Origin of the sequence: Mucilaginibacter lacusdianchii (assembly GCF_009770985.1) — a bacterium.
GTDB classification, from domain to species: Bacteria; Bacteroidota; Bacteroidia; order Sphingobacteriales; family Sphingobacteriaceae; genus Mucilaginibacter; species Mucilaginibacter lacusdianchii.
Map to the genome: position 1 here is coordinate 273630 of NZ_WSRW01000003.1, position 12580 is coordinate 286209.

Here is a 12580-nt window from a genome sequence, read left to right on the forward strand (position 1 = left end):
TTAAATATAATGCTAATCGCCGTCAGCTCAAAACTTATTAATTAAGGAGAAACGAATTTCTCTAGCAATTTGATAAAATCGTTATTTTCAACTTTATTCGAACAACAAGCTTTTAAAATATTGAACTCCAAATAAAATTGCCAAACTATAATTCTTATCACAACATGCCCGTAAGTAAATTGAGAAATAAATACTCCAAAGCAAAAAAGAAGAAGATAGTAATCAGCAGGAAGATAGTTTTTAAAAATGCGATATCAAAGCGAGATGAACGGGGGATTTTGCCGGTAAGGACTTTGTGCTATAATTTTTCGGAGTTGTTTTTTAATATCTCTCCCGATTTTAAGTCCGAATTCGATGTTGAGGTGGCAAGCGGTTTAAGTGATAAAATACACTACAAAATCTCTGCCCAACCTGTCCGCGAAGTTGCTGAGTTGAAAAGCTACAAGGAACCCGGAGAGGTAAAAAGCATTCAAGAGATCGTGTTGTACGAAAATTATAATCAATTTCTTTGGTCACTTTGCTATTCACTTTTAGTTCTTTTCGATAAGGGCATACACGAGCCTCGTTTGAATGGTGTTTACAGAGGTACATTCGTGGACACCAAACAAGTACGTGAAGCGTGGGAAGTATTTAAAGCAGGAATTTCTTTAACCACCGAATTTAAAAGAACGATCTTTTTTGCTCTCCCAAACCCCGAGATGGACTCTAACCGAAAATATGTAAGTTTAGCAAACGCGATTTACTGTGCTGCACTTGAATTTATATTACTGCATGAGTTCGGACACCAATTTTTTGGCCACTATGCCGATGATCCAAACCCAGAGCAATCAAAAGAACATGAATTTTTGGTTGATGATTTTGCCATTGAAAAGATGTCAGCACATTTTTCAAAAAAAGATGGCCCGACTTTGAAGGCAGGAATCTTATTCGGAACGCTTTCATTCTTTTTCCTTGATCGCCGTATCAACGGAGGTGATACCCATCCAGATTTGGACGATCGCTTAATCGAAATTGTTGACAAGCTGGAATTAAATGAATTAGATAATTTATGGGGCATTGCCAGCCTGGGTATTAACCTATGGGGACATCATTTTAATCACAATATTAAAATACCTAGAATCGGTGAAACGTACCAGGCATTGTTTAAAGACACTGTTAAAGACTTAAAACGATTCAAGTAATTATAAAGCCAAAGGGCGCAGCTAGGTTAGTGAGAATCACAGTTTTCTTTTCATTCTTTAGAAAATTACCCATAGATTAGTATTTTTTTAATCAGACTTTCTGATTACTTGCATGATCTTATCTAGGAATCAAATGGGGATATAGTTCTTGTATTTTTGCCTTCTTTTCATCGGTATCTGCCATGTCCATCATCCTCTGATATACATCAGTTCTTAGGTAATGTGTCTCAGCACCTTCGTAATAATAGCCGCTGATAAAGTCTACTGATAATTCTAGTAACGACTTCATTTCCGCTAACCCAGGCGCATCATAAAGGATTATCGTGTCGTCTTGCAAATTATCATCGTATTTGATAAAATGTTCTTTGAAATTTCTCGGAAGCATTGCTACATGCTCAACAATTTTAAAAAGTGGTTCAAGGACTATTATCTGAAAAAGTGAGTTACCATGCCCATGATTATTCATCGCTTGTAGTGTTGTTTGATAAATCAACAAAAGGTTATGGCTATGAGGAGTTTCAGTGCCTGTCAATGATAGGTATGCTTTGCAAAAGACCTCGATATAGAAAGTCACATTGTGAAAGATTGTTGGTGATAATTTGCTAAGTAAAGAGAATTTGTAGGAATCAATATCATATACCCTGTTATCATTGACAAGATCAATGGCTTTCTCTATTAACATTAAGATTACCATGTGTTGGTTCAAGCAGGCGTTGACTGCGCGATTAGCCGTTGCCTTATTTCGGGCTATCAACCCATAAGTACTGATCCATACATAACCAAATTCACTTTCTGAAATATGAAGTTTACGAGCTGGATCATAATAATAGTACCTGGTTGAGAAGTCCTCATCATCGATGTTTAATGCATTCAGTAGCTTAGTAAAATAGCTTCTGTCTGAAAATTTAAACTGATTTGCGAAGAGTTGCCGGTCTGTAAAGCACTCTATGATTTCATCAAAATCAGTTTGATCCGAGATCAATATATACTGTTCCTCTTTTTCGGTAATAGTTTTCATTTACTTAACATGGATTTCTTTTTAAATACATTAAGGAACAAATTAAAAACAGTCATGCGCATCCTATTTGCGTAGTTCTTAGAAAAAGGAATAACTATGGCTGTTTTGTTATTATCAATTCCTGGGCTAACTCATCCAGCAAAGCTTTGTCTGGGCCGTAAGCAATCTTATTGAAATGTTTGATCGCAAAATTGTTGGACATCCGGATCATATCATCCGATGCCTCAACCATAGGAAATTGCTTTACAGTGGGAGCAGCTAAAAAAAACGGATCTTCAGATGCATCTGAAATAGTAAGACAGTACGAGGCTGTAAGGGGCATAAAGAATAAAAAATCGTGGTCAAAATAAGTATTATGAATTTTATTGTCACTATCAATAACGCATCCCGGATTGTCATTGCTGATAAACTTTCCATTTGATCTCATCACTACCCATCTACATTTAAGTAATTTAGGTACGAGTGATGTCAGCAACGTATCGTAGCCGTCTTCCCTATTTACGAGTGAAGACAAATGTGCGTGTTTCTTAAATTTAGGGTCGTTTAATAGCATACCCTTTACCGAATGGTTAATAGCCGCCATTTCTTCAGGGGTAATTCCTAAATATTTCGTTCGAAATTCCGGATCGTTCACGAAAGTAGCCTTGATCTCTTCAAAAGCCTCATTAATTACTTCGGTTTGTCTCGGGCCTATTAATTTTTCCCGGTAATATTTATTCCTGAATTTCAGGTCAACGATAATGCGAATCAACCTTGATGCATCGTTAACACTTAATGTAGGACCTGAAGTAACTTTAGTTATAAGTTCCTGAAAAGTGTTCTCATATTCATGGAAACTTTTTTCTACCAAAAACTTGTCGGTCACCTTGCTGAGATTGTACACTTTCGCATCCTCTTCTACGGTGTAAAAATGCACATCCTTACAAATCTTAGCCGGATTAGATTCCCTGGCGTAAGGCCTTTTACCGCGCTCAACAAACAATTTCAGATCCAGTGAAAACAATTTTCCTTTTTCATTAACAAAGCCGTTTAAATAACATTGTGGTAAAAAATGCTGATCCTTGATCTCTTGTTGCTCTCCCATACGTACCTAAAATAAAAAAAGCCCTTTCGGGCTAAATATAAAGAACTCTTTCGAGTGTATTTTCAGGCGGGGATCGAACCCGCACGCTCTAAAAGCACGGTCTTTTGCGAGACCTGTTTTTCAAAAGCCGACATACAACCGCAATAGCGGCTAAAAATGGGCAAGTTACATTTCCCTCCCTTTCTATTCAAAGTTCCCTGTACATTGTTAGTGAACTTTATTATTATCGTTACTTCCGAGATACGCAAGCCAATAATCTTCGCCGTTAATCACAAAGAAGTATTTATAAATATAAACCAAGGCTTTTGTTTAATTAAGATTAAATGTATATCTTTAATTATGAAAAGAGGTGGTTACCTAAGTGAACACCTGCTTTGATTTGTTTCAATTACGACGTTGATAATAAGGAATTTACAAGCATAGGTTATCGTCCTGCCATCCCGACTAAAGCGATACCATTAAGTATCAAAACCCTGTATATGAAATATACAGGGTTTTTTTGTTTTTAGACAGTTCCCTAAATAGCTAAAATAAACCAAAGTTTTCCATATTATATTTCCCCTATCTGAACACCTGTTTTGGTTTGTACCTTTGCAGTTGTTTTGAAGTATTTTAATATTCAATAAATCAACTATTTATAAAATATTAAAATTGAGTGATTCTGATTGGTTTTAGAGCCCTTTTCGAGTGGGTTGGAAACACCTAATTCGCCATAGGATTAGTTCTTACAGTTTATGAAAACAGTTAAAAGTTTTGATATCTATTTCAATGTCAGGTCAAAAAAGAAAAAGCAAGAAAAGCGCCTATTTGTATGTGTACAGTAGAGTGAAAGAAAACATGGGTTGCCTTGCAGCAGAAAATTTCAATCAAATGCTAGGATACCGGCAAAGGTGTCGGTAAATTAAGGCATTTTCGCTAAAAGGCTTCAGCGATAGGAAACAAACAATTAAAATCGAAAAGTTTGCAGTACAAAAGAAGTGAATTACGAACTTTCTATCAGTAAAATGGATTGCGTTTCCTCTTTTTTTTGACAATCACTATATTTATTAATTATATTCGCTATACAAGAAGTGAGTGACTATAAGCAATATACCGATCGAGAACTAATGTCCTTAATTAAGGGTAATGATCACTCTGCGTTCACCCAGATATATGATCGCTATCAGGGTTTGTTGTATATATATGCCTGTAAAATTACCAAGGATGAAAACGAAGCTGAGGATATTGTACAGGAAGTACTATTTTATCTTTGGGATAAGCGTTCCACGATATCTTTTGAGCATAACCTTGCATCTTACTTATATAGTGCGGTAAGGTATAAGTTTTTTAACTTGCTTGATCGTAAAAAAGTAAGAACCGATTACGCCGTATCTTTTCAACAGTTTATCGATCTTGAGACAGTTCAGGCGGACTATGTGGTTCGGGAAAAAGAATTTAGTCGATTAATAGAGAAAGAAATTGCTTTATTGCCCGAAAAGATGAGAGAAGTTTTTGAATTGAGTCGGAAATATCATCTTTCACATAAAGAAATTTCGATAAAGCTTGATATATCTGAGAAAACAGTCAAAAATCAAGTTAATAATGCGCTAAAAATTCTAAGAATCCGGCTTGGGTTCCTTGCATTTATATTGTTTTTAATAAATTATTAACAATTTATTAAAAAAACTGTAAAACCTTCTAGGCCTTGGGTGCCGTCCAGCTTACATATATTATATCCCCATCGGGATAATAGTATATGGAAGACGAAAATACACCGGAAAAACTAATACAAAAGTATGCAGATGGTACTTGCAATGAACAGGAGAAAGCACTTGTAGAAAGCTGGCATCTCTATGACTTGTCTAAAAGCGACTTTAAACCATCAGAAGAAAGCATCAATGGCGCCTTTACACGGGGTCGGCAGGCAGCAATGGCTCATTTACAGGCTAGCCGTACAGTGCTTAATTTAATGCCGCAAATTCTTATAGCCGCCGCTTTTTTAATTTTCTTAAGCATTGGCGCTTTCTTTTTGTTTTCACAACACCATTCGCCTATGGCGGAAGAGAGACTTTCAGCTATTAAGCCCGGAGGAAACCAGGCTGTTTTAACATTAGCTAATGGTCAGCAAATCAATCTAACCAATGCTAAAATTGGGCACCTTGCCTCTCTGGGTGGTACAAGTATCAACAAAGCCACAGCCGGCAATTTAACATTTCATACCGTTTCAGACAAAGGTAGTGATAATACTAAATTGAAGTTTAATTCAATGAGCACGCCAGTAGGCGGTCAATACCATTTAACACTTGCTGATGGTACTGATGTTTGGCTTAATGCCGCATCATCTATCAGGTTCCCGACTGTCTTTCTAGGCGCCGAGCGTAAAGTTGAAGTGACTGGCGAGGTTTACTTTGAGGTAGCCCATGATGCAGCTAAACCATTTAAAGTAATTGCCAACAATCAGTCAATTGAGGTTTTAGGAACGCATTTTAACATTAATGCATACGCTGATGAATCGAGCATAAAGACCACATTGCTGGAGGGTTCGGTAAAAGTTACTGCCGGAAATACGACTACAGTTATAAAACCAGGACAACAGTCGATTTTACAGGCTGGCAACTTAAGTGTAAACAAAGCGGTTGATCTTAACGAGGCAGTGGCTTGGAAAAACGGTTATTTTCAATTTAAAGATGAAAAGATAGAGAGTGTTATGCGCAAGCTATCCCGCTGGTATAATATTGAGATGCAATACCAGGGCGAACCATTGAATGAAGGATTTAATGGTACTATATCTCGTTCTAAAAATATCAGCCAGGTTTTAAAAATGCTGGAAAGAACAAAGGCTGTCCATTATAAGATTGAAGGAAGGAGGGTTACTATAATTCAATAAAATCTTTACTAATAATTTTAAAAAAAGCCATTCCGATTGAGCCCGGAATGACTTACAATGAATTTTCAAAAATAATAACTATTGATGAACAGTGCTATGCCTCTCTCATTCGCACAATGCAGGGCCATGCACTTAAACCCATGTTTCCCAAATGTACAAATTTTACCCTAAAATTTTTGTACAGCCGCCCGGCTGTATCCACCGTTTGATCTTGACTATGAAGTTAACTGTCCTATTCTTATTAATAGCTGTTTTTCACGTAAGTGCATCTACATATGCGCAAAAGATTAGCCTTTCAGAAAAAAATACACCCTTAGAGCAGGTTTTTCAAAAAATTCGGACACAAACTGGTTACGATATTCTTTATACAACGTCCTTGTTAAAAGGTTCAAGGCCTGTTACCCTTAAAGTAACCAACGGGAATATAGATGATGTGTTGAAACGGGTGTTTGATGGACAGCCGCTGGAGTATTCTATCGAAGACAAATCTGTTGTGGTTTCCAAAAAGCAAGAGACCCTTTTTGAAAAGGCGATAAATTTATTTGCTATTCCCGTAGATGTAAGCGGACGGGTAGTGAACGATTCTACCAGAGCACCACTTATTGGAGCGAACGTTCGGTCAAAGGCAAATAACGCCGTTGCAACGACCGACGTAAACGGTGCGTTTACGTTAAAAAATGTAGAGATTGGCACTGTATTAGAAATTTCATACATCGGTTTTGTAACGCAGCAGATAACAGTAACCCGCGAAAACGCTTCAAGTATTGACATTATCCTCAAAAACGATGTAAGCAGATTACAGGAAGTTTCTATTGTTTCTAACGGTTATCAAACTATTGCTAAAGAAAGAAGCGCAGGCTCATTTGCCAAACCGGATTTGACTGTTGTTGTCAACCGTTCAACCAGCATGAATATTCTACAGCGTCTGGATGGTTTGATACCAGGCTTAACTGTAAACAATGCACCGGGGCAAACTGCTTCTCCTTACATTATCAGGGGTTTAACTTCGGTAAGTATTAGCTCATCGCCATTGTATGTAGTGGATGGTATCCCGATTGCTGATGTTAGTAGCATTAACCCGCAGGATATAGCTGATATTACCGTGCTTAAAGATGCAACAGCCGCCTCCATATGGGGTTCGAGGGCTGCCAACGGGGTTATTGTTATTGCTACTAAAAGAGGTGCAAGGGCTGAAAAAGTAAGGCTTACCTATGATGCGTTTGTTAACTTCCAGGGCAAACCTGATTTAAATTACTTTCCTGTATTAAATAGCCAGCAATTTATACAAGCTGCCCGCGAAACTTTTGATCCGGTAGCTTACCCATACAACACCGTTACTTTGCCAAATGCAGGAGCAGGATTAGCGCCACACGAAGTAATACTTTATAACCAAAATTTAGGCAGAATTACTGCTGCGCAGGCAACCGCCAGTTTAGACAGTTTGGCCGCTATCAATAATAGTCGTCAAATTAAAGACCTGTTTTACCGTAATGCTATGCTGATGAATCATACTTTATCAGTATCGGGCGGACAAAAGAATTATGCGTTTTACAGCTCATTGGCTTATACAGATAGTAAAAATAACAGTCCGGATCAAAGCAATAAAACTGTTAAAATAAACATACGTCAAGACTTTAATGTAGGTAAACGCATAAAGTTGGGGTTGATAACCGACTTATCCAATAATTTTGGTAGTAGCCCAAGAAATCTCACCGTAACCAATCAGTTCTATCCTTATCAACTGTTTCAGGATAACGCAGGCAACAATATTTCCATGCCTTACATGACGACTTTGCCTGATGCTGTTAGGCTTGATTATGAAACGCGTAGCCGTATCAATTTAAATTATAATCCGCTTGATGAGGTTAATTATGGTTACAATAAAACCGATCTGCTATTGAGCCGCAACATCTTCAATGTTAATGTGAAGTTAATTGATGGGTTAAGCTTTACCGGAACTTATAGTTTTATAAAAAGCACCAGTCGCACGCGTGATTACGATGACCGCAATAGTTTTAGAGTCAGGGCACAGACCGCACAGTTTACTGTTGCACCCACAGCAACATCAACACCTGTATATAACCTGCCTAACATAGGCGGCAACTATCAGGTAAGTAATGCAAACCAACGTAATTGGACGGTACGCAACCAGTTAGATTACAACAAGAGCTGGAAAAATGGACTGCACCAACTCACATTGCTGGCCGGCCAGGAAGTACAGGAACAGTTCAACGTTAATAATTTAAGTAGCATAAAGGGCTGGGATCCGTTGCTGCAAACAGGATCATTAATTAATTATAATACGTTGAATGCTGGTCTGCAAAATCCGGTTTGGCCTACCGTTTTAGGGTTAAACATTAGCCAGTTAAATGATCCATTTTTTGGACAGGCAGAAGTGTTGAGCCGTTTCAATTCTTACTTTGGTAATGTAGCATATACATTTGATCATAAATATGCTATTAACGGGAGTTACAGAATTGATAAAAGCAACAATTTTGGACTAAATACAGCTGCACAAAATAAACCTGTTTGGAGTGTAGGTGGAAAATGGGCAATTGACGAAGAGAATTTTATAAAAGGCGTTACCTGGTTAGATAATTTAGCCTTACGTGCAACCTATGGTATAGCCGGTAACGCCCCTACACCAGGTACAGCGGCTTCTTACGATATTATTGCGCCAACATCGAATAGCTTTTTGCCAAACGGCCGTGGTCTTCAGATAGCTACTCCAGCCAACAGGTCATTGACTTGGGAGGGTAGCACTACCATCAATTTGGGCGTAGATGTTGCCGTACTTAATAACCGCTTAAGCGCTGCCATTGATGTTTACCAAAAGAAAACAAAGGATTTGTTAGGTTATTTGCCTACCAATAGCCTTACCGGCTATCCAAGCATATATGGTAATTTAGGCGATTTAGAAAATAAAGGGATAGAGCTTAGCTTAACTTCTATTAATCTGCGCAAACCAAATTTTACCTGGAGCACCACACTCAATGGGGCGTATAACAAAAATAAAATCACCAGCTTAAATATCTCTACTACACCTGTAACTACAGGTAGCGGCAGGGTTTCACAACAATTTACAACCGGTTACCCAGGTTATGCATTATTTGCTTATGGATACGCTGGTTTAGATAATCTGGGCGATCCGCAAATACGTTTGGCTGACGGTACGGTTACCAAAGCCTTAAACGCAAGCAAGCCCGATGATATTAAGTTTATGGGTAGTACGCAACCAAAATGGAGCGGCGGTTTATCAAACAACTTTACTTACAAATCTTTTGGACTTAACCTGAATGCCATCTTCAATTTGGGGCATGTAATGCGCAGGGATGTAAATAATTTTTATTCAACCCGTTTAACACATGGCTCTACTTCCGGCGGCTTTACTACCGGGAATGTTCACGCTGATTTCCTTGACCGCTGGAGACAGCCGGGCGATGAACAGACTACCAATATACCATCTTTTGTAGCTAACCCAACTATAGCCGCACGGCGTGATATAAATTATTATACGCTTGCCGATATAAACGTGATCAGCGCATCTTTTATTAAAATGCGCGATATAACGCTCACTTATAGCTTGCCTCAGCAATTCATTAAAAAGATTCATGCCGAAGGCATTACGCTGCGTGCGCAAGTGTCAAATTTAATGCTTTGGAAAGCTAATAAAGATGGTATAGACCCTGAGTTTCAGAACGGTTACAGTGGTTACAGAACCTTACGTACCGGCCAGGGAACAGTATCATTCGGATTAAATGTAAGATTATAATATCTCTCAAAATGAAATATCGCTATCACAAAATAACGCTTTTATCCCTGTTGCTGTTGATTGCCACAACTGCTTGTAAAAAAAGCTTTTTAGAAGTAATTCCAAAAGGCAGGCTTGTTGCACAAACAGCTTCAGAATACAGCTTACTTTTAAGTAACCTTGACTTGCTAAATATGGGTGCCGCTAATGTTCAGGTTCCCATGGGGGATGAGGTAGCTGCAATTGAACCTTATTTTACCACAGGCGTGTCGGCATCATTAAAATCGCAAAGAAGCTTTCGATGGGATGCTACCATTTACGAACCAAATGAAGATGCAGGTGAAACATTGGTGCCGCTCAGAAACATCTACCTGTACAATAAAGTAATTACCGAAGTGCCAAATGCTACCGATGGTTCGGCTCAGCTCAAGCTTCAAATAGAATCTGAAGCGAGGGCAGGCCGTGCATGGGCTTATTTTCTGCTCATTAATTATTACGGAAAACCTTACAATGCAGCTACCGCTGCTACAGATCCGGGTTTTCCAATAGTAGAAGTGGCCGATGTTACCACTACAAAGTTTGAAAGAGCTACTGTGCAACAGGTTTATAATTTTATTATTAATGACCTCACTACAGCCATCCCTAACCTTAACAACCAGGTAGTTAACCGTACGCGCATGTCTAAAGCAGCAGCCGAAGCTATATTAGGTAAAGTGTATACGTTCATGGGGCGGTATAATGATGCACTGCCTATGCTTAATGCCGCTATCGCTGATTTAGCAAACCAGGCAACGCCCGTAAAAATATATGATTACAACGTTGAATTTGCTACCGGAGGTGTGTTCTTACCCATAAATGCCACTTCGGGTCCGGCTTCAATTTTGCTCCCTAATAATGCTGAAAGCCTGTATTCAAAACAGTTTGCAAACGGCTTTACCAGCTCGTATAATGAAATTGTAATTACACCGCAAACGGCTGCTTTATTTGGGCCTACAGATCAACGTTTAAAATTCTATTCAAACTCTACCTATAGTACAAAGCTTCCATTTCCGGTAGCGGGTGTTTTGCGTAAACAGAAAGGTTCGCAAACACTATTTGGTGTACAACTGCCCGATCTTTACTTACTAAGGGCTGAATGCAGGTGCCGTACCAATGATTTAACGGGTGCCAAGGCTGATGTGGAAGCATTAAGAACAAAGCGTATGCCCGCAACCGATGCTACTGTGCCTTCAGCTATTGAAAATCAGCAATTGGCATTACTCAATTTTATTTTGGATGAGCGTATTCGTGAATATGCGGTTGAAGGTTATCGTTGGTTTGATATGAGAAGACTCTCTGTTGATCCTCTTTTCGCTTCTAAAACTTACACTCATACCTTGTATTCAGCAACAGGCGCTGCCACTACTTTCCAATTGAAGCCCGAACGGTTTACCCTAAAGCTTCCCCAAAAAATAATCGATCAAAATCCTAACATCGAGAATAATCCGTAATTGTTATGACTTTAAAAAAAATAATTTCACTTATTACTGCCTTAGTTCCTATGGCAGTAATGGCACAAGGCAGTTACACGCTAACCGGTAAAATACCAGGATTAACTGTGACGGCCAAGGCCTACCTGGTTACTTTACAAAATGGTGCCTGGAAAGAGAAAGATTCGGTAGCTATCATCAATGGCAAGTTTCAAATTAAAGGAAGTGTCGCTGAGCCTCAGCAAGCTATTTTAGCTGTAAGGCGCAATGGCGTGCCCGAGGTACCGGCACGCCCCGATAATTTAGGCTTCTTCCTTGAAAATTCGAATATTGTATTCACAACTACCGATTCCATCACCAAATCGAAGGTTTCGGGCTCTGTTGCCGATCGTGAAAACAGGGACCTTGAAGCTGTTATAAGACCCATAACCAAAAATATCATGCGGTTAAATAACAAATTTTCAAAAAGCAACAAAGCTTCGGCAAACTACACTGCTGAGGAGCGTAAAATAGCGTCGGACAGCGTGGCAGCATGGGTAGCCGAGATAAAGAACATTCGATTAAAGTTTGTAGAATCGCACCTGAACTCTTATGTGGGTTTATACACTTACAACTACGCTATATTAGGAAGCAAATTTGATCCCGCAGCGATGGAACCCTTGTTCAAGAAGTTTTCTGCAACGCTTAAAGCATCGGCATTGGGCAAAATTACTGCCGAGCGGATAGCTATTGCCAAAAGAGGGCAGGCGGGCATCAAGGTAACCGACTTTACGCAGAATGATGTAAATGGTAAACCATTCACACTTTCATCTTTGCGCGGTAAATATGTGCTGGTAGATTTTTGGGCCAGCTGGTGTGCGCCCTGCCGTGCAGAAAATCCGAACGTACGTAAAGCTTACCAGGTACTAAAAGATAAAAACTTCGAGATAGTGAGCGTATCGCTTGATGCCGGTAAATCACAATGGGTGGATGCTATTAATAAAGATGGCATGCCCTGGATACACGTAAGCGATTTAAAAGGATGGAAAAACGATGTGGCCGTTTTGTACGGCGTTAACTCTGTGCCTCAAAATTTCCTTGTCAACCCCGAAGGAGTGGTTGTAGCCAGAGATTTGCGGGGCGAAGATCTCACTGCCAAATTATCGTCATACATCAAATAAATGGTCAGTTATAGTAAAAAAGCAATGAAAAATATAATATTAACAATACTT

Annotated in this window: 8 protein-coding genes; 6 read left to right on the top strand and 2 right to left on the bottom strand. The window is 39.0% G+C overall.

Features of this window, described 5'->3' with window-relative positions; all coding sequences use genetic code 11:
* Positions 1–164: 164 nt before the first annotated feature.
* A complete protein-coding gene (locus GPM24_RS14640; RefSeq protein WP_158827549.1) occupies positions 165–1181 on the top strand; it encodes a phage exclusion protein Lit family protein in 1017 nt (338 codons plus the stop codon).
* Positions 1182–1299: 118 nt separating this feature from the next.
* Here the strand turns inward: GPM24_RS14640 and GPM24_RS14645 are convergent, their stop codons facing one another.
* Both GPM24_RS14645 and GPM24_RS14650 read right to left on the bottom strand, forming a co-directional pair.
* Entirely contained in the window at positions 1300–2199 is a 900-nt protein-coding gene (locus GPM24_RS14645; RefSeq protein WP_158827550.1) for a hypothetical protein, read from the bottom strand.
* Positions 2200–2293: 94 nt separating this feature from the next.
* Entirely contained in the window at positions 2294–3283 is a 990-nt protein-coding gene (locus GPM24_RS14650; RefSeq protein ID WP_158827551.1) for a DUF4238 domain-containing protein, read from the bottom strand.
* A 1106-nt stretch (positions 3284–4389) separates the two neighbouring features.
* Here GPM24_RS14650 and GPM24_RS14655 point away from each other — a divergent pair.
* The 5 genes from GPM24_RS14655 (at position 4390) to GPM24_RS14675 (ending at position 12529) form a co-directional block, all read left to right on the top strand.
* Positions 4390–4932 (top strand): RNA polymerase sigma-70 factor, encoded by a 543-nt coding sequence (locus tag GPM24_RS14655; RefSeq protein ID WP_233268859.1) that lies wholly within the window; start codon positions 4390–4392, stop codon positions 4930–4932.
* Between the two features lie 86 nt (positions 4933–5018).
* Positions 5019–6149 carry a FecR family protein gene (locus GPM24_RS14660; RefSeq protein WP_158827553.1) on the top strand — a complete coding sequence of 377 codons (1131 nt, stop codon included), beginning with the start codon at positions 5019–5021 and terminating at the stop codon, positions 6147–6149.
* Between the two features lie 217 nt (positions 6150–6366).
* A complete protein-coding gene (locus GPM24_RS14665; protein ID WP_158827554.1) occupies positions 6367–9921 on the top strand; it encodes a SusC/RagA family TonB-linked outer membrane protein in 3555 nt (1184 codons plus the stop codon).
* Positions 9922–9932: 11 nt separating this feature from the next.
* The gene (locus GPM24_RS14670; RefSeq protein ID WP_158827555.1) at positions 9933–11390 is read left to right on the top strand and encodes a RagB/SusD family nutrient uptake outer membrane protein; all 1458 of its coding nucleotides are present in this window, start codon (positions 9933–9935) and stop codon (positions 11388–11390) included.
* 5 nt (positions 11391–11395) lie between these two features.
* Positions 11396–12529 carry a redoxin domain-containing protein gene (locus GPM24_RS14675; protein ID WP_158827556.1) on the top strand — a complete coding sequence of 378 codons (1134 nt, stop codon included), beginning with the start codon at positions 11396–11398 and terminating at the stop codon, positions 12527–12529.
* Positions 12530–12580 lie beyond the last annotated feature (51 nt).

Coding starts and splice junctions, on each gene's coding strand:
- GPM24_RS14640 (WP_158827549.1), top strand. CDS start 165: ATGCCCGTAAGTAAATTGAGAAATAAATACTCCAAAGCAAAAAAGAAG.
- GPM24_RS14645 (WP_158827550.1), bottom strand. CDS start 2,199: ATGAAAACTATTACCGAAAAAGAGGAACAGTATATATTGATCTCGGAT.
- GPM24_RS14650 (WP_158827551.1), bottom strand. CDS start 3,283: ATGGGAGAGCAACAAGAGATCAAGGATCAGCATTTTTTACCACAATGT.
- GPM24_RS14655 (WP_233268859.1), top strand. CDS start 4,390: ATGTCCTTAATTAAGGGTAATGATCACTCTGCGTTCACCCAGATATAT.
- GPM24_RS14660 (WP_158827553.1), top strand. CDS start 5,019: ATGGAAGACGAAAATACACCGGAAAAACTAATACAAAAGTATGCAGAT.
- GPM24_RS14665 (WP_158827554.1), top strand. CDS start 6,367: ATGAAGTTAACTGTCCTATTCTTATTAATAGCTGTTTTTCACGTAAGT.
- GPM24_RS14670 (WP_158827555.1), top strand. CDS start 9,933: ATGAAATATCGCTATCACAAAATAACGCTTTTATCCCTGTTGCTGTTG.
- GPM24_RS14675 (WP_158827556.1), top strand. CDS start 11,396: ATGACTTTAAAAAAAATAATTTCACTTATTACTGCCTTAGTTCCTATG.